The organism is Virgibacillus kimchii (assembly GCF_055379185.1).
This window is the reverse complement of record NZ_AP043951.1, coordinates 2,514,540-2,537,658: the sequence shown is the minus strand read 5'-3', so window position 1 is coordinate 2,537,658 and position 23,119 is coordinate 2,514,540. Positions and strand designations below refer to the sequence as shown.

Annotated in this window: 21 protein-coding genes; 11 read left to right on the top strand and 10 right to left on the bottom strand. The window is 42.4% G+C overall.

Features of this window, described 5'->3' with window-relative positions; genetic code table 11:
• Positions 1-5: 5 nt before the first annotated feature.
• Both hutI and hutG read left to right on the top strand, forming a co-directional pair.
• Entirely contained in the window at positions 6-1,262 is a 1,257-nt protein-coding gene (hutI, locus tag ACZ42C_RS12225; RefSeq protein ID WP_461180888.1) for an imidazolonepropionase, read from the top strand.
• Positions 1,259-2,206 (top strand): formimidoylglutamase, encoded by a 948-nt coding sequence (gene hutG / locus ACZ42C_RS12220; RefSeq protein WP_461180889.1) that lies wholly within the window; start codon positions 1,259-1,261, stop codon positions 2,204-2,206. Before hutI ends, hutG begins: the two co-directional genes overlap by 4 nt.
• Positions 2,207-2,353: 147 nt before the next feature.
• Here hutG and ACZ42C_RS12215 read toward each other — a convergent pair whose 3' ends face one another.
• The gene (locus tag ACZ42C_RS12215; protein WP_461180890.1) at positions 2,354-2,683 is read right to left on the bottom strand and encodes a winged helix-turn-helix transcriptional regulator; all 330 of its coding nucleotides are present in this window, start codon (positions 2,681-2,683) and stop codon (positions 2,354-2,356) included.
• Between the two features lie 225 nt (positions 2,684-2,908).
• On the opposite strand from ACZ42C_RS12215, the gene ACZ42C_RS12210 reads away from it, so the two are divergent.
• On the top strand, positions 2,909-4,153 hold the full coding sequence (locus ACZ42C_RS12210) for an aminopeptidase (protein ID WP_461180891.1): 1,245 nt from the start codon (positions 2,909-2,911) through the stop codon (positions 4,151-4,153).
• A 259-nt stretch (positions 4,154-4,412) separates the two neighbouring features.
• On the opposite strand, the gene ACZ42C_RS12205 is transcribed toward ACZ42C_RS12210, so the two are convergent.
• The 4 genes from ACZ42C_RS12205 to ACZ42C_RS12190 form a co-directional block, all read right to left on the bottom strand.
• Positions 4,413-4,604 carry a hypothetical protein gene (locus ACZ42C_RS12205; RefSeq protein ID WP_461180892.1) on the bottom strand — a complete coding sequence of 64 codons (192 nt, stop codon included), beginning with the start codon at positions 4,602-4,604 and terminating at the stop codon, positions 4,413-4,415.
• 179 nt (positions 4,605-4,783) lie between these two features.
• A complete protein-coding gene (locus ACZ42C_RS12200; RefSeq protein ID WP_461180893.1) occupies positions 4,784-5,482 on the bottom strand; it encodes an ABC transporter permease in 699 nt (232 codons plus the stop codon).
• Entirely contained in the window at positions 5,482-6,330 is an 849-nt protein-coding gene (locus tag ACZ42C_RS12195; protein ID WP_461180894.1) for an ABC transporter ATP-binding protein, read from the bottom strand. The genes ACZ42C_RS12200 and ACZ42C_RS12195 overlap by 1 nt, the downstream gene beginning before the upstream one ends.
• 411 nt (positions 6,331-6,741) lie before the next feature.
• A complete protein-coding gene (locus tag ACZ42C_RS12190; RefSeq protein WP_464891266.1) occupies positions 6,742-8,025 on the bottom strand; it encodes an IS110 family RNA-guided transposase in 1,284 nt (427 codons plus the stop codon).
• 118 nt (positions 8,026-8,143) lie between these two features.
• On the opposite strand from ACZ42C_RS12190, the gene ACZ42C_RS12185 reads away from it, so the two are divergent.
• Entirely contained in the window at positions 8,144-8,287 is a 144-nt protein-coding gene (locus ACZ42C_RS12185; protein WP_464891265.1) for a hypothetical protein, read from the top strand.
• A gap of 7 nt (positions 8,288-8,294) precedes the next feature.
• Here the strand turns inward: ACZ42C_RS12185 and ACZ42C_RS12180 are convergent, their stop codons facing one another.
• Positions 8,295-9,242 carry a LytTR family transcriptional regulator DNA-binding domain-containing protein gene (locus tag ACZ42C_RS12180; RefSeq protein WP_461180038.1) on the bottom strand — a complete coding sequence of 316 codons (948 nt, stop codon included), beginning with the start codon at positions 9,240-9,242 and terminating at the stop codon, positions 8,295-8,297.
• A gap of 236 nt (positions 9,243-9,478) precedes the next feature.
• The gene (gene recQ, locus ACZ42C_RS12175) at positions 9,479-11,614 is read right to left on the bottom strand and encodes a DNA helicase RecQ (protein ID WP_461180039.1); all 2,136 of its coding nucleotides are present in this window, start codon (positions 11,612-11,614) and stop codon (positions 9,479-9,481) included.
• A gap of 226 nt (positions 11,615-11,840) precedes the next feature.
• Here recQ and ACZ42C_RS12170 point away from each other — a divergent pair, with 226 nt between their 5' ends.
• Positions 11,841-13,703, top strand: a complete 1,863-nt coding sequence (locus ACZ42C_RS12170; protein ID WP_461180040.1) for a cation:proton antiporter — start codon at positions 11,841-11,843, stop codon at positions 13,701-13,703.
• A 133-nt stretch (positions 13,704-13,836) separates the two neighbouring features.
• Here ACZ42C_RS12170 and ACZ42C_RS12165 read toward each other — a convergent pair whose 3' ends face one another.
• On the bottom strand, positions 13,837-14,016 hold the full coding sequence (locus ACZ42C_RS12165) for an SE1832 family protein (RefSeq protein ID WP_461180041.1): 180 nt from the start codon (positions 14,014-14,016) through the stop codon (positions 13,837-13,839).
• A gap of 87 nt (positions 14,017-14,103) precedes the next feature.
• Between ACZ42C_RS12165 and ACZ42C_RS12160 the strand changes: the two genes are divergently transcribed.
• Entirely contained in the window at positions 14,104-14,235 is a 132-nt protein-coding gene (locus tag ACZ42C_RS12160) for a hypothetical protein (protein WP_461180042.1), read from the top strand.
• Between the two features lie 62 nt (positions 14,236-14,297).
• Here the strand turns inward: ACZ42C_RS12160 and ACZ42C_RS12155 are convergent, their stop codons facing one another.
• Positions 14,298-15,398 carry an AI-2E family transporter gene (locus tag ACZ42C_RS12155; RefSeq protein WP_461180043.1) on the bottom strand — a complete coding sequence of 367 codons (1,101 nt, stop codon included), beginning with the start codon at positions 15,396-15,398 and terminating at the stop codon, positions 14,298-14,300.
• A gap of 398 nt (positions 15,399-15,796) precedes the next feature.
• On the opposite strand from ACZ42C_RS12155, the gene ACZ42C_RS12150 reads away from it, so the two are divergent.
• The 4 genes from ACZ42C_RS12150 (at position 15,797) to ACZ42C_RS12135 (ending at position 19,543) form a co-directional block, all read left to right on the top strand.
• A complete protein-coding gene (locus ACZ42C_RS12150; protein ID WP_461180044.1) occupies positions 15,797-17,548 on the top strand; it encodes a phospho-sugar mutase in 1,752 nt (583 codons plus the stop codon).
• 244 nt (positions 17,549-17,792) lie between these two features.
• Positions 17,793-18,569 (top strand): TerC family protein, encoded by a 777-nt coding sequence (locus ACZ42C_RS12145; protein WP_461180045.1) that lies wholly within the window; start codon positions 17,793-17,795, stop codon positions 18,567-18,569.
• Positions 18,570-18,622: 53 nt separating this feature from the next.
• Entirely contained in the window at positions 18,623-18,985 is a 363-nt protein-coding gene (locus tag ACZ42C_RS12140; protein WP_461180046.1) for a DUF488 domain-containing protein, read from the top strand.
• A 120-nt stretch (positions 18,986-19,105) separates the two neighbouring features.
• A complete protein-coding gene (locus ACZ42C_RS12135) occupies positions 19,106-19,543 on the top strand; it encodes an OsmC family protein (RefSeq protein ID WP_461180047.1) in 438 nt (145 codons plus the stop codon).
• Between the two features lie 662 nt (positions 19,544-20,205).
• Here ACZ42C_RS12135 and ACZ42C_RS12130 read toward each other — a convergent pair.
• Positions 20,206-22,005, bottom strand: a complete 1,800-nt coding sequence (locus ACZ42C_RS12130) for a DNA ligase D (protein WP_461180048.1) — start codon at positions 22,003-22,005, stop codon at positions 20,206-20,208.
• Between the two features lie 108 nt (positions 22,006-22,113).
• Here ACZ42C_RS12130 and ku point away from each other — a divergent pair, with 108 nt between their 5' ends.
• The gene (gene ku, locus ACZ42C_RS12125; RefSeq protein ID WP_461180049.1) at positions 22,114-22,968 is read left to right on the top strand and encodes a non-homologous end joining protein Ku; all 855 of its coding nucleotides are present in this window, start codon (positions 22,114-22,116) and stop codon (positions 22,966-22,968) included.
• Positions 22,969-23,119: the final 151 nt, after the last annotated feature.

Genomic DNA, 23,119 nt, shown 5'->3' with positions numbered 1-23,119 from the left:
AAAATATGCAGGTAGATACATTGATTACGAATATAGGCGAGCTGCTAACGATGGATAAGACCGGACCGGTAAAAGGTGCTGATATGAATGATTTGCCGGTATTTGAACATATGGCCATCGCTGTGAAAGGTGCAAGAGTGGTATGGGTGGGCAGTGCTGATGATGTAAAAGGCGTGGAAGCAAAAAGGGTGATTGATGCAAAGGGGAAGCTGGTTACCCCCGGCCTTGTGGAAGCACATACTCACCTTGTATTTGGCGGGTCCCGTGAAGGAGAGATGGCACTGAAGCAGCAGGGTGTACCGTACTTGGAGATTTTAAAACGGGGTGGGGGAATATTATCCACAGTGGAAGCAACAAGAAAAACTTCCGAGGCAGATTTGCTGGAAAAGGCAATGTTCCATCTGGACCGAATGGCTTCCTACGGCATTACAACAGTGGAAGCTAAAAGTGGTTACGGGTTGAATAAAGAAACGGAACTGAAGCAACTGCGGGTGGCAAAGGAGGCCAATAACAGACACCCGCTTGATGTTGTTTCCACCTATTTAGGTGCCCATGCGATTCCGAAAGAATATAAATCAGATCCGGATGCCTTTTTGGATGAGATGGCTGGGCTGTTTGATGAGATTAAGGAAGAGAATCTGGCTGAATTCGTGGATATTTTTACCGAGACCGGTGTATTTTCAGTGGAACAGTCCAGGTCTTTTTTACAGAAAGCCAAGGATAAAGGTTTTGGAGTGAAGCTTCACGCTGATGAAATCGACCCACTCGGTGGGACCCAGCTGGCAGTGGAAATGGGGGCAATAAGCGGAGACCATCTTGCTGTAGCGACAGATGAAGGGATTAAACAGCTGAGTGAGTCGAATACGATCGGGGTTATTCTGCCGGGAACAAGCTTTTATCTCGGAAAAGAATCCTATGCAAGAGCAAGGGAGATGATTGATGCCGGTGCAGCCATTGCTATTTCCACTGATTTTAACCCGGGAAGCTCGGTAACGGAGAACCTGCAATTTATGATGACACTTGCCGCCCTGAAGTTAAATATGTCTCCGGCGGAAATCTGGCATGCGGTGACCGTAAATGCCGCCCATGCCATTGGCAGGGAATATGAAGCCGGAAACATCCGTGAAGGTGGCAATGCAGACATTGTCATTTGGGATGCACCAAACCATATGTATATTCCATATCATTACGGAGTGAACCATACAAATATGGTAATGAAAAAAGGGGATATTCTATATGAAAGGCAGGAGATCGAATCATGAATCTGCGGCATGTGCAGCCTGCCGGTAAAGCCATTTTTAAGGACCGTTATACTACAAAAGCGAAAGAGCTGCTCACAAACTGGGAAAAAGGAAAAAAACAGGCAGAATTCGGGCTTGTTGGAGTGCCTTTTTCCAAGCCTTCCATCAGCCATTCCGGTGCTTCCTTTGCTCCGGGAACCATTCGGGAAGCTTTGCAGAGCTACTCCACCTATTCAGGAGAAGAAAAACTGGAACTGACGGGTGAAATTCTTGATTTTGGGGATGTGCTGATGGATCCGACAGATGTTACCGGGAACCATGTACGGGTGGAAGAAGGCTTAACTGATATATTTGCAACGAAGGCGGCCAACTATTGGATGATCCTGGGTGGAGATCATTCCATCAGTTACGGATCGATTAAAGCATATGCACAAAATAGCACTGTCGGGATCATCCAGTTTGATGCCCATCACGATTTGCGCAATATTGAAGATGGGGGCCCGACGAATGGAACTCCCTTCAGGCGTCTCTTGGAAGATGGGGTGATTAAAGGAAATAATCTTGTGCAAATAGGCATCCGCGACTTTACAAATGCACCGGCTTATGAGGAATATGCCAAACAGCATGGAGTCTCGATGTATACGATGAAAGACACAGAAGAGATGACTTTAACAACCATTTTGGAGATAGAAATAAATCGATTGGCTGAGCAAACTGATTGTATCTATGTATCCGTTGATATGGATGTGCTTGATCAGGCTTATGCGCCAGGCTGTCCGGCGATCGGCCCGGGTGGGATGAATGCGAAAACCCTGTTGGATGGGGTCCTTTATGCTGCTAAACAAAAGAAAGTGAAGGCTATGGACATCGTGGAAATTGATCCGACCATCGATTTCCGCAATATGACGAGCAGGGTGGCGGCATATGTAATGCTGCAATTTATGAAAGGAAAGAAGATGCTGTGATAAGGAAGCGAGTGTGCAGGTAAGATGGAATGAATGCAGCACAAATTAGAAACAACCAACGAAAAAATCGGCATTTTATATGCCGATTTCGCAGCACTGTTGACTGCTTTACTTATAAACTTGTACCATTAGAGAGCATAAATTTATTTAGGCATTATCTTCTTTTGCCTGCTCCATGGTAACATATTCATCTGCCCAGTATTGGATTTCTTTAATAACGGGTTCCAGGCCTTTTCCTTTTTCTGATAAAGAATACTCAATACGTACAGGGAACTCGGAATATACTGTTCGTTCCACGATTCCCTCTTTTTCCAGCATTTTTAGACGTTCGGAAAGCAATCTCCCGCTGATCGGCAAGTCTGCTTCCATTTCAGAAAAGCGTTTCGTCCCTTTTAATAAATCAAATAATATTAATCCTACCCAGCGTGTGCTCAGCAGGTTCATCGCCTTTTCAAAACGGGGACATAAGGCTTCCATATCTATCACCTCACTATTAATAAACCTAAGATCCATTTATTTTATCGCTGATAGTCAATAATTACAAAAAGTAACTTGTTAATATAGTAGCATAATTTTCTTAATCCGTAAATAGTGGGGCGGGAGTACCAGTCTGATTAAGACAATAGTCATTAAAGAATATTTGGTAATTTATTTCATTTTGTGAAATAATACGTATATAATCTTTTGTTATGGAGGTATATTATGATCAATGAAAAAATGAAAGAAAAATACGCCGAGCTGGCACTAAGGACAGGTGTTAACCTGCAGAAAGATCAGGCTTTAATGATCAATGCGCCGATTGAAGGGGCGGATTTCACCAGAATAGTTGTCAGAAAGGCATATGAAATGGGCGCAAAAAATGTACATATCAATTGGGTTGACGATGAATTGACTTTGTTAAAATATGAAAATGTGTCGGACGAGGTCCTTACTGATATTCCACAATGGAGGGTGGATATGCAGAACAGTTTCGCTGAAGATGGAGCTGCAGTCCTGAATATTCGTTCCACCAATCCGGATTTGCTGAAGGATATTGATCCTGCCCGTGTGGCCAAAGCAACTAAAGCAGCTTCGGAAGCGATGAAAAATTTCCGTAAATATACGATGAACGATAAGATTGCCTGGTCGATCATCTCGATCCCTACCGGAGATTGGGCACAGAAATTTTTTCCCAATAAGTCAAAAGAGGAAGCTGTGGAGAGTCTTTGGGATGCTATTGTGAAAATAGTACGTGTCGACCAGGACGACCCTGTTGCAGCATGGGAGGCACATAACGCGACACTGAAAACGGCCCGGGAAGTGTTAAATGAAAAAAATTATCAAAAGCTGATCTTTAAAGCACCGGGGACAAATTTGGAACTGGAGCTGCCTGAAGGGCATATTTGGAAAGGCGGTGCAGCGGAAACAGAAGGCGGAGTTACCTTTAATCCGAACATGCCTACTGAAGAGGTATTTTCCCTGCCGCATAAATATAGGGTTAATGGAACTGTTGCGAGCACAAAACCGTTAAATTATGGGGGAAGCCTGATCGATAACTTTAGTCTGACCTTTAAAGATGGAAAAGTGGTTGATTTTAAAGCAGAGCAGGGCGAGGGTACGTTAAAGCATCTGCTTGATACCGATGAAGGAGCACGCCGTCTTGGCGAAGTGGCGCTCGTTCCGCATGAATCTCCGGTATCCCAGTCCGGGCTTGTATTTTACAATACATTATTCGATGAAAATGCTTCCTGCCATATTGCATTGGGTAAAGCCTATCCAACGAATCTGAAGGGCGGTTCAGAGATGAATGAGGAGGAGCTGGACCAGCACGGTGTAAACGACAGCCTTACGCACGTCGACTTTATGATCGGCTCTGAAAAACTGGATATTGACGGTGTGAAGGCTGATGGGACTACGGAAGCCGTATTCCGTAATGGAACATGGGCATTGAATGTAAAAGGGGACTAAAGATATTAGGCAACCGGGCATAACCCTCTGTTCATGAAAAACAGCATAAATTATCTTTATTATGAAGAAGCAGATTGAAAGTAAACGTCAGTGTACAAAATTTTCATACGTGGTATACTATGATTAGAAAATCATATAATACTAAAAACCGTCCCATGCTGGTAACATGGAACGGTTACAATAGACTAACCCCATCAAGAGAGGTTAGACACAAGAAAGGATAATCCCTCAAGCGTCTGGCAAATTACAGCATGAGGGATTATTCATTTTTATCGGACATGACCAATGCGATTAACATGCCGAAAGAAATCATCAGCGTTAAAACATCATTCATACCCATAAGCATCACCTCCTTCCCCGGGAAAGTTCCCGAAGGAGGTATGCCCAACCCCTCATGTGAAACCAGCCTATTGTTCTTTTCAGTATACCATATAAGAACCTGTGTTCCCATATATATTCTAAAATCCTCCCTGAAATAAAATATTCCGGGGAGGATGTTTTAAATGGTTCAATTTATTACTGGTACCGCTCTGCCATATTTGCCATGGTGCATTTTATTTTGCTGTAATTTTAGTTTGTTCAACTGAATAACACCAGTGACAATTCCAATTATGAGCAGAGTATTTTAGTTCATTCATCTGTCATTGTCTTTTTAAAGCACATATACATAAACACTGCTGCACCTATCACCCAAACAGCAATGATCCCCAGGGGCAGCCAGGAGGTGGTGTCATGTATTTCAATGGCCTGCATAATTGGAAAGGTATCGGCAACTTTTAAGGCGATACCGTCTTCGTTCAGCCCGAACATCTCAATCATCGGTGTGAAACCGAACAGAAACATGACTGGCATAAGGTATACTGAGGTTGCCGCAATTGACTTTGTGAAGAGACCAATCCCAATTCCAAGCAAAAGAAAAAATAAAAACAGCAATATTAATCCAATAATGACTCTGAAGTTCAGGAATGGTTCAATATCTGTAATCAGTAGTGAGACAGTCAGAGATATAAACGTTATAAGTCCGGTCACTAAACTTTTTCCGACAATAACATCCATCATGGATGCAGGTGACTGAATAAGCCCCCGCAATGTCTTCTTTTCATTTTCTTCAGCCATCATCGTCATCATACTGCTTGATGTTACCGCTGAATAGGTTGTCCCCACAATAACATAGAGAAGGAAAACAGGGAACTCTTCATTACCTCCGCCCATCCGGGTATAAAGGAGCGCCAATACGATCGGAATCAGCGGCATGGTTAAAAGCATCATATTTTTCATGAAGTCTTTTAAATCTTTTTCAAATATGGCAGTAATCCTTTGTATATGCATTATACAAGCTCCTTTCCAGTCACTTTTAAAAAGACTTGACCAAGTGTTGGGTTGTCTGTGTGTATTGCCCTTACTTGTCCGCTTGCGATCAGTTCCCTGATTTGATCGGCATTTTCGGCTTGGTTTTCAATAACCAGTCGTTCTCCTTCAAATGTTTCCACATGAAAAGCATGGGTGGAATATTTGTAGCGAAGAGCATTAGGACTGTCCACTTCCTGCAGTTCACCATTGTGCAGGAATGCTACACGGTCACATAACTCAGTTGCTTCTTCCATATTATGCGTAGTCAGGAAAATCGTTGTTCCAGCCGCGTTGAGCTTCTTTAGCCCACGGTGAATATGTGCCATATTCCCCGGATCCAGTGCAGATGTCGGTTCGTCCAGATAAACAAGGTCAGGTTTATGCATCAGTGCTTTTGCCAGCAGTACACGCTGTTTCATCCCTTTGGACAGCTTCGAAACCGTTTTGGAACCCTCATCCTGCAAATTAACTTCATGAAGGATAACGTCGATTTGCTTTAAAGGCGCATTGTATAATTTACAAAATAATTTCAGGTTATCGCGGACGGTCAGACGCTCATATAATGCACTGTTATCCGATAAAATCCCGATTTTGGATTTGAAATCAGCAGTTCCAAATAGTTTTGAATCATTCCCGAGGACGTTTACTTTGCCGGCAGTTTGCGCCAATTCACCGGTTAAAATTTTAATAGTTGTTGTTTTACCTGATCCGCTTGGTCCGAGCAACCCGAAAATTTCACCTTTTTTTACATTGAAACTGATATTCTTAATAGCTGGATTTGAACCAAAAACTTTTTGCATTCCAGTGATTTCAATTGCATTTTCCAACTGAAAACCTCCCTCTATATAATTAAAATATCTTCAAAATGCTCTTGTTTTCTTAGAATTTCATAAACATCCACTTTGGAATGTGTTGGAGCTAATCCTTTATAACACGGAATACAGAATATTCTTACTGGGGTATATCCATCCTATCAGCCAAATTGTGAACATTTGGTGCTTAAATGGTATGACCATGCTTCATTCTCCACGCTTCTTATGGTCGCTTACCCTCCCATGTATCACGGGATGTTATCCACACATTCCCTCGTCCTGCGTATCCACAAGGTGGAGGTCGGATATGCTCCTTAGCTGGGTCATATGCCCGAATGGTGTAAATAAGCTCCGACTCTGCATTGTTGGTGTTTGTTTAATTCTAGAATTCCAAGTGCATTTATCCATCCATTTTGTTCATAAAGCCTAAGCAGCCTGTAATGATTCTATTTGAGGTAAACCTTTTAGTAACTTGCTTCCATCAAATTCACATTGTTTCTTGCCTATGGTGAACATAACACGTATTAATTTCCCGCATAACGCAATAAGTGATTGCTGTTTCTTTAACGGATTGTTGGGGCGGGTAGTGTAATACCTGTGCAGTGCCTTAAACGTCGGGTTACTCGCCACTAGGGGGCGTACAGCCAGATATAGGGCTTTTCGCAATTTTTTTCTGCCACGTTTGGTGATTTTCGTTTGCCCTTTCAATCTCCCGGAGCTGTGTTCCCGTAACGTTAAACCCGCCATGTTTACCAATTGCTGTGGGTGATCATACTTGGTGAGATCCCCTACTTCAGAAAAGAACGTGGCAACGGTTATGGCACCAAGCCCCTTAATATTTATCAATTCCTCAGCACCCGGTATATCTTTCAATAGCTCTGTGATTTCCTCATCCAACTCTGTTAACTGATTTTGATACAGCTCATACTGGTCTAAAAGGCTGTGTAGTTCTTTTCTTGCGAACCTGAGCCCAATTTCAATGCCAATGCTCTTCTGTGCTTTCTTGACTAATTTCCTTGCCCGTTCTATACCCATGCCGCGTTTGATAACGGTTTTCCACGCTGCCAGCACTTCTTCCGGAGTCATTTGACGGATCTCATAAGGGAACGGGAACTCGCGCAGTGTGAATAACGCTGTCTTACCGGACCAGTCTTTAAAGACGTCATCAAATTCCGGAAAGTACCGCTGAATATGATTCTGAACGCGACCTTCGATGATCATCAGCTGCTTGATGAGTTGATCTCTTAATTTGATCCCTTCCCGTAATTCGGCATAAATGCCGTCGAGAAGATTTGGTACGGAGTATCTCCCATCTTTCACAAGCTGTGCAATAACGCGCGCATCTTTGGTGTCATTTTTCGTTGGTGAGTTGTCATCAAGTTCTTTGGACTTCTTAACGTGCATTGGATTTACAACCACAAAGCGAATGTCTTTGGCTTTTAGATAGTAAGCCAAACCAAGCCAAAAGTGTCCGGTTGGTTCTGCACCAACAATCACTTCGCTTTTGTTGTTTTTCTCCTGCAATCTGGAAATCCAGTCTAAAAGCTGTTGAAAGCCATGTATGCGATTGTCAAAGACCAATTTCTTACCCAATTCCACGCCCCGATCATCCTGGGCACGTGCCACATGTTTATCCATGGCAATATCGATTCCTACTATCAATGTGGATGGTGTGATTTGCGCTAATTTAAGATTTTGATTATAATTCATTACGAGTCCTCCTTGGTATTTATTTAATTTAGGGGTCATGATCATGACACCCAGTACTATACCAAGAGGGCTCATTTTTGTTCAAACCTCAAATTTCTTCATTACAGGAATGCTCCTTATGATGTTGTACATTCATCGTAACGGGAAATACCGGCAGAAGCAGCCATATTACGGTGGAATGTATCATAACAAGGTTCAAATGTACTGGATGAAGGATGAAAATACAGCCGTACAATCTATAAGCTTACGCAAAATAAAATGAACTGTACTTATTTCAGGCTGAATTTTTCCTGGATATCCTGAATTTTGTTCCGTGACAGTGGAATGGTCGATTGAGACTTGTTATCAATTCGGAGAGAGTACGTGTTTTTTGACCATGTAATAATTTCACGTACCTTTTGCAAATTCACGATATATGACCTGTGACAGCGGTAAAATCCATAAATCTCCAACTTTTTTTCCACTTCTCCGAGTGTGAAATCCAACGCATAGGATTGGTCATCGATGACGATCATTGCCTTTCCATCCTGACTTTCGATATAGTCGATTTCAAGGGGATCAAATAGAATCATTTTATCATCCACTTTTGCCGGAACCTTGAATAATTTTGTGGTTACTGTTGGGTTGGAATTTTCTGCAGCAGTTTGTTCTTCCTCTTCATCGGTTTCAATTTTCCTGATGCCTTTTTCCTGCAGCTTGTATGCCATCTCCCCAACCAACAATGCGTGTTCCATATTGGATACCAAAACAAGAACCGGTACATTATTATCTTTGATCTTTTCAATCATATGAATAAAAGTATTGATCGTTTTGATATCAACACCATGAATTGGCTCACGGAATACCATTGGATTCATTCCGCTCATATAGTATCTGGCAAAGTAGACCCGGCGAATTTCAGAATCAGAACATTTATATAATGGGGTTTTTGCGCAGGTCTGAAGCTCAAACAACACGAGTATTTCGGGGATTGGTGTGTTAAAGCCGAACCATTTATGATAAAAAGTAATATTATCTTCCACTGTCAGCCGTTTGTATAAACCATCCTGAAAGTCAAAAACGGAAATTTTTCCGTTACTTTGAAGGGTTTTTGCCAGTTCAGCCTGCATGTCTGTATCGCTGTAAAGAGACGTTATGCAGGAATCTTCTATTGTAAGGGAAAATGCCGGGAGATATTCACTGTCTGCAATGTCATTATCTATTTTAAAATGTGCCATTTGTCATTAGCTCCTGTGTAGAAAAGTCATTTAAGCATAAATGTAGTATATCATGAAGTTTCAAGGTTATCTTTTTTCTTATAATCTAAATTAAATTCAATTGCTCCATCAAAAACTCATGCGTTCGCGAGGCCGCGATAGGCTGTACTGATTTTAGAATTACATGCCATACGCAACAAGGTGGTTTCCTTTACATAATAAAACCGTCCTAAAGCAAAATGCCTCAGGACGGATTTTTATGCCAGTTCATTTTTAACCAACACTGCCTTAATGGTACTGTATTCATATTCTTCAGGCAGTGCTTCCTTCAATGATCTCAGTCGGGGCTCCTCTAAAGATTCCCGGGCTTTCAGCACAGCAGCTTCCTCTGCTTCATTAAAAAATATCTCCCAGGCAATCGGGTGGCCATCTTTATACGCTTTAAACAAGTGTTCTTCAATCGTTTGTTTTTTTACTTCTCTGATGACGGAAATATCTTTTACAGACTTGCCTGATTGAAACATCTGATAGCTGATCAAATGGCTTGGCTTGTCCTCTTTTATCCGATTTGTCCGCTTTTTTGGCTTATCGTCGATCCGTACTTTTTCTTTTATATCCGGATTATGCTTGCGCCACTCCTGTATCACCTGCAGAAATGTTTCTCCGTACTGCTCATATTTTCTTTCGCCAATTCCCTTAATGGTTAGCATATCTTCCCTGGTGACAGGGAAATATCTGCTCAGTTCTTTTAATGTCATATCGGAAAACAAAACATATGGCGGCACATTTTTCTCGTCTGCCAACTCTTTTCTCAGCTTGCGTAAAGCCTGAAATAAGTCTTCATGATAATCTGCTGTCTCTGTTGCCGGAATGGGGGCCGTCCGCATGAGAACGGTCCGGTTGCCTTTCAGCACCTCAAGTGATTTTTGGTTCAGTTTTAATGTCGGAAACTTGCCTTCCTCTGTTGCCAAAATCTGTTCTGCAACGAGAAAATGGATCCATTCTGTAATCTCTTTTTCCGTATAGGCCGACAACAGTCCATAGGTGGAAAGCTTACTCAATCCGAACATATTTATTTTCTTGTCCCTGGATCCCTTCAGTACTTTGGCTGTCATGGAAATGCCAAATCGCTCGTCCATCCGCTTCACACAGGAGAGAATCATTTGGGCCTCGGTCGTCATATCCGTTTCTTCCTGGCGGCTGACACAATTGCTGCATCTGTTGCATGAACTTCCTGTATTTTTGTCATTGAAATAATCCAAAACATAAGATGTCAGGCAACCTTGGGTGTGACAGTAGTTAATCATAGCCTGCAGCTTTCTGTACTCTCCCTGTTTTCCTTCTTCATCCATGTTGGATTGCTCGATTAAAAACTTTTGCAGCTGGATATCCTGGGCAGAAAACAACAGAATACAATCACTTTTAATCCCGTCGCGCCCTGCTCTGCCAGCTTCCTGATAATAGGACTCAATATTCATCGGCATGGCATAATGAATCACAAATCGTACATTGGATTTGTCTATCCCCATACCAAAGGCATTGGTGGCAACCATGACGTTCACTTCATCATGAATAAAAGCAGTCTGTGCCTGTTTACGTTCTTCCTCAGACAGCCCGGCATGATATTTCGCCGCTTTAAAACCCCGCTGGTTCAACTGCTCGCATAGGGTATCCGTCTGTTTTCGGGTAGCTGTATAAATGATGCCGGACTCCGATTCATGCTCTTTTAAAAAGGAGCGGACATATGTGGCTTTATCTTTTCCCTTCACTACATGAAAGGCAAGATTTTCTCTTTCAAATCCTGTATGTACCACTTGATTGATGTTCAGCAGCTGTTGGATATCCTGTACGACCTCTTTCGTAGCCGTAGCTGTCAGCGCCATAAAAACCGGAATGTTGGACAGTTTTTTTAAATTGGGCACGATCGATCGGTAGCTTGGTCTGAAGTCATGTCCCCACTGGGAAATACAATGTGCCTCATCGAAAGCTACCAGTGACAGTGGAATCCTGCTCACAGCATTCGCAAAAAACCCGGATTCAAAACGTTCCGGGGCAACATAGACGAACTTATACCTGGACTGCATCATATTTTGCAGACGTTCCTGCTGCTCAGGGGCGGTTAAGGAGCTGTTTATGTAAGTGGCTGGTATGCCTAGCGAGGTGAGTGCGTCCACCTGATCCTTCATAAGGGATATGAGCGGGGAAATAATAATTGCTGTGCCGTCGAGACTTAACCCCGGTATTTGATAGCATAAGGATTTACCCCCGCCGGTTGGCATCACAGCCAGTGTATTCTCAAGATTTAGCGCGTAATTAATCGCTTCCTCCTGACCGGGTCGAAAATTTTCATACCCAAAATACGTTTGCAGAATATTTTTCTCTTTTACGGTCATGATGAGCCTCCTTTCATACAGGCTATTTTATCATATATATAGTATAAATAGACTGTTCGTTTGGTAAAAAACATTTGGAAGAAAAGTAAATCATGCTTATGAGCTGGCATATAAGGCTTTTCCACACGAATACACTGTCAGGGAATAAATTTTTTAAGAAAAAATGTTTACATTCTCCGAGTACCCAGTTAAAATGGTTTTTATCTTTTTGTTTAGGAGGGTAAGCGTGGAACCTTCATTATTATTTCAAATCATGCTGATAGGCATTTTGGGAATAGGCTCCCAGTGGCTGGCATGGCGTTTTCGCATGCCTGCTATTGTTATTATGTCCATTACTGGACTGTTGGCAGGGCCATTTTTAGGAATTATTAACCCTGAAGAAGACTTTGGGGATTTATATAGTCCGATTATTTCCGTAGCTGTAGCCATTATTTTATTTGAAGGCAGTTTAAGTTTGAGTTTTAAAGAACTGAGAGGGCTTGAAAAACCGGTGTTCCGTATAGCATCCGTAGGCGCTTTTATTGCCTGGATACTTGGATCACTGACAGCACATTATGTTGCCGGACTTTCATGGGCAGTAGCCTTTGTTATCGGCGGTTTGTTTATCGTTACCGGGCCTACTGTCATTATGCCGTTATTAAGACAGGCGAAACTGAGGCCGAGACCCGCAAAAATCCTGAAATGGGAAGGGATTATTGTCGATCCGATTGGTGCATTATTGGCAGTGTTTGCATTTGAAATCATTACATTTTTATCCGCCAATGACCCGGATGTAACACAATTGCTGCTCTTCTTTGCAGCTTCTGTTTTTGCTGCAGTATTTGGCTGGGCCTGCGGCAGGGGGCTGGGCTGGGTGTTTGAATCAGGGCATATCCCGGAATTTTTGAAATCACCTGCAGTCATTACAGTAGTTATTCTATGCTTTACCGGCGCAGATGAAATCATGCATGAAACCGGACTGCTGTCTGTAACTGCTATGGGGATCACCTTGGCAAACATGGGCATCAGCTCCATATCCGATATGCGCCATTTTAAGGAAAATATTTCTGTATTGCTTATTTCAGCCATCTTTATTATGCTCACAGCTTCTTTGCAGCTGGACACATTAATGCAGATGTTTAGCCCGAATATCATTGGATATGTACTATTAATGATGTTTATCGTCAGACCGTTATCCATATTTTTATCAACCATCCGCTCCGGACTGTCCTTGAATGAAAAATTACTGGTGGGCTGGATTGCCCCAAGAGGAATTGTTGCTTTAACGGTTTCAGGTTACTTTGCAGGGGTGTTGCTGGAAGCAGGATATGAAGATGCGGAAATTCTGACGACCCTGACCTTTGGGCTCGTGTTTTTTACGGTGATTGCGCATGGCTTCTCCATTGGCTGGCTTTCCAGGAAGCTGAATTTATCGATGGAGGGGCGGCCGGGCACCCTGATTGTTGGTGCAAATCCATTTACCGTGGAGCTGACCAAGTCATTAAGGAAAGCAGGTATTCCGACGATCATTGTGGATTCGTCCTACAGAAGGCTGAGCGAAGTGCGAAAAGCAGGATTGCCGTTTTATCATGGCAGCATTCTTTCCGAGCAAACGGAATACAATCTGGATACAGTACCTTATGAGTATTTAATTGCTGCTACCGACGATAATGCCTATAACTCTCTGGTCTGCACCACGTTTATGCCGGAATACGGGAGGACGAATGTATTTAAGGTAAGTCCGTTTCGTAAAAATAAAAACGGTAAACCGGAGATCGTTTCCAAAGTAGGAGGTAGAATTCTGTTTAATAAGAAATTCCCTATGGAGGAGCTTAATGAGAAATTGGAAAACGGGTATATATTCCGTCAAACGACATTGACTCCGCAATATAATTATAAACAATATGTGGCGGATAAAGATGATTCAACTGTTTTTCTCTATTTAATCAAACCTTCCGGACAGCTGAAATTTTATTCGGAGGAAATGCGGACCGTTCCAACGGTTGGAGATACAATTATCAGTTTAACTCCGCCAATAAAGGAAAAGGCAAAGATCAAGGAAAGAATAGAAGTGCAGCGAAATGGGAATGGGAAGAACGGTAAAGAATAAAACCTGGTGCTGATCGCGCCATGGGACATCTCCATATATCACAGTAAAATACGAGGGTTCACGTTTCTTCAATTCCCGATAAAAAAGCTCTTCTTTCTGTGAATCAGGAAGAAGAGCTTTCTATACATATAAATTATTTCATTTGTTCCAGCTGGCGGTTCACCTCGCTGATTTCTCTCTCCAGCCGAATTAACTGTTGTTCAGCAGAAGACACCCTGCCGCGCACATATTCCAATTTATCCATATCACCCTGAATACGGGTATAGTCCGATTTTAATTCGTCCAGTTTCTGCTCCAGTTCTTTTTTGGTCATCCATATCACCTCACTAACAGTTTAGCGGATTATCACTTTACTAAACAACTATTTCGAGTATTATAGAAACTAAAAAGGGGAGGTCCTATGAGGATTATAACCGAAACCTCTGTAAAATCCTATGCGGAAAAAGTGGAAAAATTATTGTTGGAAAAAGAAGCGTGCAATAATTTGATGCTTGGATTGCTTGACCGCCTGAAGACGGTCAGTATGGAATGAAACGGACTATGAAGAGGCGGTCCAGCATAAGGCATTGATGGAACCGCCCCCTCAATCACTCCCTAAATGAGCGCATCCTTCTCATCTTTCTTCGACTCCCTGTATGTCTGGTAGAAATGGACGATTATTGTCCGTAAAAGCGCATAAAACGGTACAGCAAACAGGATGCCGATAAATCCGGCGATGCTTCCGGCTGCAAGCACGACCGTAATCACCGTTAATGGGTGAAGTTTCAGTACCTGTCCCATCACATTTGGAGAGATAAGGGAACTTTCTATTTGCTGGGCAACAAACATAATGAGAGAAATCCATAACAAATTCAACGGATCCTGAAGCCCTCCCACGATTAAGGCGGGAATAACAGCCAAATACGGTCCGAGAAATGGAATTACATTTGTGATCATGCCGAATAAAGCAAAGGCAAGAGCATAATCCAGTCCGATAATAAGGTAGCCAATCAGCAATAATACACCAACGAAAAAACTGACCAGCAGTTGTCCCTGAATAAATGAAGACAGCACATTATCCATTTTGGAAAGCAGGCTTTTTATATTGTCTGCTTTCTTTTTGCTGAAAATCTGGGTCATAAAAGGGGATAGCTTGTGCCCGTCTTTCAGCATAAAGAACAGGAAAAACGGAATAAGAAAAATCCCAAGTACAACAGATACTACCTGACCGATAATTCCGCCAATCATCCCAAAAAGATTATTTGCCACCCCTTCCAAATGCTGCGGGATATCTGCAATGAAATCATTGATCATACTTACCGCCTCATCCGGAAAGGTCTGGTAATTGTTCTGGAACCAATGGAACGTTTCCTCTGCCCACTTGACCATCTGCGGAATGCTGTCAACCATATTGTTAATCTGCTGCTGGGCAATCGGCCAAATATAAACAATAAATAAGGAAACGACTAGAATAATAGTTAAGTAAACCAGAAGGATGGAAATAATCCGGTTTATCTTAAATCGCATAAACAGATGCATCAGTGGTTTTGTTAAATAGTATAGAATGCCTGCACCTATAATCGGCAGTGCTACAGCACCAATCAGTCTGACGACAGGGATGAAAAGAAAATCCGTTAATGAAATAAGCCAGACAAGAAGGAAAAACATAATAAAAAAGAGCATAATCCGATACCAGCGTTTTTGAACCAACCTCATCACTACTTTCTGCTTAATTACCTATAGTATAACGAACATACTAAATATAAGTTTCATTTTTTCATATTTTTCATTTTACCTTTAAACCAATTTAATAGAAAGTATTCTATGCTTAAAAAATACCGGCCTGTCCCCCTTTGCTATATAAATGGCAAAATGCGAAGAGCGCCACCTCTCTTTGCTGGGAAGGCATTTAGAACAGTCCCAGGAACCTATCATCATTCGACAAAATTCGGGAAGTGACACATCTTTTCGGTGGGACGAGGAACCACTGTACCGTAGTCCCAGGCACCTACCTCTATTTTTGCCTAATTTTGGGCAGGTTAAACGAGGGCGTGGAATATTTCCTGTGGCTGTGCTAGAATCGAGCCATATACATATAGTTGGAGGAATGAACGATGGTCGAGTGGGAAAAAGTTTATCAAAAATGGCGTGCATTTCAACAGCTGGATCCAGACTTAAAGCGGCATCTGACTGAAATGGAAAGCGACAGACAGGCACTGGAAGATGCTTTTTATACAGAATTAACATTTGGAACAGGTGGCATGCGGGGAATTCTTGGACCGGGCATCAACCGCATGAATGTCTATACGGTAAGAAAAGCCGTGCACGGACTTGCCAATTATCTGCTGCATACAAAGAGCGATGCAAAAGAACGTGGTGTCGTCATCGCCTATGATTCACGTCATATGTCGAGGGAATTTGCTGTCGAATCGGCAAAAGTGCTTGGTTCTTCAGGTATCCGCACTTACGTGTTTGACACATTAAGGCCCACACCACTGCTCTCCTATGCGGTACGTTACCTGGATACCGCTGCAGGAATTATGATTACCGCCAGCCATAACCCGCCGGAGTACAACGGTTTTAAAGTTTACAATGAAGTTGGAGGGCAAATTACACCTGAGGAAGCGGACAAAATTATTGCTTCCATACAGGAAGTGGAGAATGAATTGGCGGTTCCTTTTAAAGAAGCGGATGAACTGGAAAAAGAAGAATTGCTCATCTGGCTGAAAAAAGAAGTCGATCAAGCATATTTGCAGCAGTTAAAAGGTATTTCCAAAATAGATGAGCAAATGCAAACGGAAGAAAAGAACCTGCAAATTGTCTTTACGCCGCTGCACGGGACAGCCTTGTATTTAGTTGCACAGGGACTGGAGCAACTTGGCTTTTCCCATGTGGAAGTAGTGAAGGAACAGGCAAAGCCCGACCCGGAATTTTCCACGGTTTCCTCGCCGAACCCGGAAGAACACCAGGCATTTACCCTGGCGATTGAAGAGGGTAAACAAATGGGCGCAGATATTTTGCTCGGAACAGACCCTGACGCGGACAGACTGGGCGTCGCCGTAAAAAACGAGGATGGCGAATATCAGGTGCTGACAGGGAATCAGCTCGGGGCACTCCTGCTTGATTATATTTTATCCCATAGTGATGCACAATCACTGAAAGACGGCAGGATGCTAAAAACAGTAGTAACCTCTGAATTGGGTCAGGCAATTGCTGATCACTATGATATTAAGACGATCAACACATTAACCGGTTTTAAATATATTGCCGATAAGATCCGTCAGTTTGAAGCAACAGGAGAAAGATTTCTCTTTGGTTATGAAGAAAGCTACGGTTATTTAATAGATGCATTTACAAGGGATAAAGATGCGGTTCAGGCTGCCGTCATGGCTGCGGAAATGGCATATTACTGGAAGAAAAAAGGAAAAACCCTATTGGATGCGTTAAACATATTGTTCGATAAGCACGGTTATTATCTGGAAGGTCTGTCATCATTGAAGATGGAAGGGAAGGCAGGATCGGAAAAAATTAATAAAATCATGTCGGAAATCCGGCGGAGACCACAGAAAGAAATTGCAGGCATGGCCGTCAAAGCCGTAGAGGATTATGCTTCCCGGGAAAGAACTTTTTACGGTGAGCAGGATAAAATGGAAACGATAGAACTGCCGAAAGAAAATATGGTGAAATTTCTGCTGGAATCCGGTGGCTGGGTCTGCCTCCGCCCTTCAGGTACAGAACCAAAGATTAAATATTATTATGGTGTTTGCGGGAAAACCGCTAAGGAAAGTGAAGAAAAGCTTCAATCATTGAAAGTGGCAATGGATGAAATGGTTCAGGAAATCATTTCGCAGGGTGATACTGAATAATATAGCACCGAAGTTTTTCAGGGGCTTGTACTTTTTTTGTTGACATTTTTCTTCGTTAGCGTTTTAATAAGAATAGAATAAAGGGGAGTAGCTGTACAATCCAAGTCGTCATTTCACGAGATAATCTTTCTCCGGCTGGGTTGGCAACTCACGTTGTTTGCGAGACCTTTACCACGAGCGGGTAAGGTCTCTTTTTTATTGGTCTTGCCTGTTGGTGAGATCATTTTTTATGAGGAGCGTAACCATGGACAGCGCATTGCTTATAGAATATTTATGGGTGCTTATCATTTTAATTGGACTCGAAGGTCTTTTGGCGGCGGACAATGCCCTCGTGTTGGCGATTATGGTAAAGCATTTACCGGAAAAACAGCGGAAAAAAGCATTGTTTTACGGGTTGGCAGGAGCTTTTGTTCTCAGATTGGGCTCTTTATTTGTCATTTCCTTCCTTGTGGATGTGTGGCAGGTACAAGCCCTGGGAGCAGCATACCTGCTGTTTATTGCGATCAAGCATTTATATGGTAAATTAAAGCCGGCTAAAGAAGTGCAGGCGGATATGAAAGCAAAGGAACAAAAAGGAAGCGGGTTTTGGATGACCGTTGTGAAGGTGGAATTTGCCGATTTGGCTTTTGCTGTAGATTCCATTCTGGCTGCTGTTGCCTTGGCGGTAGCGCTGCCGCCTACCGGGCTTGGTACGATTGGAAGCCTGGATTCCGGCCAATTTTTTGTGGTGTTTGCAGGTGGGATGATTGGCTTAATTATCATGCGTTTTGCAGCAAATATTTTTGTGGAATTATTGTATAAACGGCCCGGCCTGGAAATAGCAGCTTTCCTTATCGTTGGCTGGGTAGGGGTAAAACTTACGATGATTGTACTTGCTCATCCGGATGTTGCCTTGATTCCGCATAACTTTCCGGAATCAACGGAATGGAAACTCATTTTCTATATCATTTTAATTGGTATAGCAGCAGCAGGTTGGTTTTTATCAGGAAGAAGTTTGAGGAAAGTAAAAGAGAATGGATAATAGGTAATTGCTTCTTAATGGTCATGGTAATAATCAATAAGGAGTGATGTTGCATGCCTGTACAAATAAAACGCATTTATGAGGAAAAAAAGACAAATGATGGTTTACGGATACTTGTAGACAGGGTTTGGCCGAGAGGTGTATCGAAGGAGGCTGCTGCGCTGGATAAATGGATGAAGGAAGCAGGGCCTTCCCGGGAATTACGGCAATGGTTTAACCATGACCCGGAACAATTTGCCTTATTCAAGGAAAGGTACAAAAAGGAATTGGAAAGCGGCAAACAGAAGGAAGCATTGGACAAGCTGAAAGATATGACGAAAAAGCATCATAAACAAGTAACCCTTCTTTTTGCGTCGAAGGAGGAAAAGTACAATCAGGCTGCGGTGCTGAAAGAAATATTGGACAGGCAGGAATAACGCATGGGGAAGCACTGAACAAGAGGCGTTATAATAAAAAACATGACTTGGATGATGATTCTTTCAAAAGGCGTTATACTGGGGATGTTTACGTGACAATTATTAGATTGAGGTGGTTATGTGGCAGAACATCATTTTCATTTAAAAGCCGACTGGCCGGGTGGAAGAAACAGTGATGGCTATATAGAGGCAGGTAATTTAAAAACGAAAATCTCGATTCCGCCGGAAATGGATGGACCGGGGGTAGGAACCAATCCGGATGAAATGCTGCTCGGGGCAGCGGCAACATGCTATTTAATTACGCTGGCTGCGATGATTGAGCGTGCGGAACTCCCTTTGGCTGACATGAGCCTGGAGTCAGAAGGCATTGTAGATGTTACCAACGGTGTATTTACGTATAAAAAAATTATTCACAGACCGGCAGTTTCTTTAAGATCCGATGCGACAGATAAAGAGCACCGAACACTCCACAGGCTGGTTGAAAAAGCGGAGAAAAGCTGCATGATATCGCGGGCAATTAAAGGAAATGTGGAAGTGGAGCTGGAGTTTAACGGGTAAAGACCAGAGAGCTCTTCTATGGTATGTCATTGCAGAGAAAAGTCAAAATGAAGTATCAAAGAGCTCTTCTATGGTATGTCATTGCACGGAAAACGCAAAATGAAGTACCAAAGAGCTCTTCTATGGTATGTCATTGCAGAGAAAAGTCAAAATGAAGTATCAAAGAGCTCCTCTATGGTATGTCATTGCAGAGAAAAGTCAAAATGAAGTATCAAAGAGCTCTTCTATGGTATGTCATTGCAGAGAAAAGTCAAAATGAAGTATCAAAGAGCTCTTCTATGGTATGTCATTGCAGAGAAAATTCAAAATGAAGTACCAAAGAGCTCTACTATGGTATGTCATTGCAATGAAAAGTCAAAATGAAGTACCAAAGAGCTCTACTATGGTATGTCATTGCACGGAAAACGCAAAATGAAGTATCAAAGAGCTCTTCTATGGTATGTCATTGCAATGAATATTCAAAATGAAGTATCAAAGAGCTCCTCTATGGTATGTCATTGCAGAGAAAAGTCAAAATGAAGTATCAAAGAGCTCTTCTATGGTATGTCATTGCAGAGAAAAGTCAAAATGAAGTATCAAAGAGCTCTTCTATGGTATGTCATTGCACGGAAAACACAAAATGGTGTTCCCGGGAAAGGTATCCGCTTTTTATCAAGGCAACATCATCCCTGAATCAGCTTCTTTAACTTCGATACATCCTGTTTTTCTCCGGTTTCATCATAGTTTGCGAAAGGGCAACTATAAGTTTGCACACGCTCTACTACATTTTTAATCGTAAATGCTTCCGGCCGCAGTCCTTCTTTCACTTCTTCCCAAAACAACGGAGCCGCCACAGTAGCTTCTTTTGTTTTTCTCGGGGAGTAGGGTGCTATAAGGGTTTTATCTTTCCCGTGCTGCACATAATCGATGTATAACCGTCCATTTCTTTTGCTTTTCATGCGCTCCGTCGTAAAAAGTTTAGGGTAAGCTCCTTCCACGGTATAGGCGATGGCTTGTGTGAACAGGCCGGTTTCTTCATAATTCATGCTTCCCTCCGGAATAGGGATATGAACCTGCAGCCCTTTATTGCCGGATAATTTTACAAAAGAAACAAGGTCCAAATCATCCAATATGTTTTTAATTAATAGGGAAGCCTTTACTGCCAGGTCAAATTTGCTTCTGTCGGGAGGATCCAAATCAAAAACAATTTCAAGCGGGTGATCGTTTTTAATACGTTGAAAAGGAACATGAAATTCAACGGTTCCATGATTTGCCAACCAGACGACAGCACTTAAATCATTCGCCAATATCAGTTTACCGTCTTCTGTTTTTACATATTTCATGAAAGACGGTGCATAATCAGGCAGGTGTTTCTGAAAAAAATATTCCCCTTCCACCCCATCAGGCGCACGGATAATCGTTAAGGAGCGATCCTGCAAAAAAGGAAACATATAAGGAAAAGCCTCGCGTATATAAATGAGCAGATCTCCTTTTGTATACCCATCATCAGGCCAGAAAACTTTATCCGTATTCGTATATTCCACGTTGGATGGCAGCATCGCCAAATCCAGTTGCAGCTTTTTTAAATGACAGGATGCAGCGGGAGCTTCAGGCAGTAGTTCAGAAAACTCCGGTTCACGAAATTCTCCCTCATACAAATCCAGTGTGCGAACGGAGGCACAAATGGCAGGAGGCAGATGATAATGATTGCCATGTCTTTCTCCCTGCGATGTAAATAATTTTCTTACCGTTTCCTCGGCATCCTGGTCCAGCCCGTGTTTACACTTGCCGATTTCTAAAGTGGAAGCCTCGGTATAAACCTGAATGGTAAAATATTGATTTTCCGTATTAAATGATGTTAAGAACCCTTGAACATGTCGCCAGTTTTTAATTTTCATCCAGTCACGATGATTTTTTCCGGAAAGATAGAGACTGCCCTTTCGCTTGGCAATAATCCCTTCTCCCTTATAGGTAAAGACGATTTCCTGCAATTCATTCTTATTTTCAAAGGTTCTCACAGGCTGTAATTGTTTCGTATTAGGCGAGTTCTGAAACACTTGCAGCAATTGTTTCTTTCTGTCCAATAGTTTTTGTCTCTCCAGTGACTTTCCTTTTACTTCAAGCAAATCAAAGGCCATAAAACTTGCAGGCCTGGCTTTGGCTGCTTGATTGATGGAATCCTTGTTTTTTAATCTGCCCCGTTTTTGAATCCGGGAAAAATTTGCCTGAAATGCATTATTCAGAACGACCAGTTCACCGTCCATCTTCATTGGCAGCAGGGGTTCCAGGTCCTTTTCCAGATGGAGGCATGCTTCCACGATTTCGGGAAAGCGGGAAGTCAAGTCTTTCCGGTTTTTACTGGTAAGCCGAATTTGGTTTTTTTCCCAATGTAAAATACAGCGGAATCCGTCATACTTCACTTCATAGACCCAAGTGTCCCCGGTAGGAATGTCCTCCGTCCTGACCGGTTTCATAATTTTCATCAACAGCACCTCACTATGTTTAACTTGGCACATACGGGAAAAAATTAAACGGCTAACAAGGATAAAATACTTTCGCGCTGACAAACTATAAAAAAGGAGGTTGTGTATATGCATACAATGTGGAAAGGTACGATCAGCTTTGGACTGGTCAACATTCCTGTAAAAATGCACGCGGCGACCGAAAATAAGGATGTCCGGCTGAGACAGCTGCATAAGGAATGCGAGTCGCCGATTAAATACGAAAAAGTCTGTCCGGTCTGTGACCGGGAAATAGAAAATGAGGAAATTGTCAAAGCATATGAGTACGCGAAAAATAAATTTGTGATCTTGGACGAGGAAGAATTGAAAGCCTTGCAGAAAGAACAGGGAGACAAAGCAGTGGAAATTATGGATTTTGTTAAATTGGAGGAAATTGATCCAATATACTTTGAGAAAAGTTATTATTTATCTCCAAATGATGGGGGATCGAAGGCATATGGGCTGCTGAGGTCCGCTTTAAATGATACAGGAAAGATTGGCATTGCCAAGATGATGATCCGTTCCAAAGAGCAGCTTGCTGTCATTCGGGTTTACGATAACACGCTGGTGGTGGAGACGATCCATTACCCGGATGAAGTCCGTGATGTGCAGGACGTTCCTAATGTTCCGGAAAAGGTGGAAACTGCCAAAAAAGAACTGGATACGGCAAAAATGCTGATTGATCAGCTGACAACGGAATTTGAACCTGAGAAATATACGGATGAATATCGGACAGCGCTGCTGGAGCTGATTGAACAGAAGAAAAATAATGAAGAAGTAACAACAGCAAAAGATGTGAAGCCAACAACCCCGACAGGTGCCGACAATCTTATGGATGCCCTCCAGGAGTCGCTGGACAAGGCGAAGAAAGAGAAGCCGAAGCCTAAGCAGCCCAAGAAAAAGAAAAGTGGAGGCGCAGCACGGAAGAAAAAAACAGGCACGTAGAAACAAAGAAAATGACTGCAGTTGTAGTCATTTTTTTATGAAAAAGTGTAAATGCTCCGGACAGAAACAGGATTTCTGTGGGGTGGGGCTTACCAAACAGGGGATCAGTCACTGTAATATTTAGGACCGTCTCCATGTTTCTGCCACACTT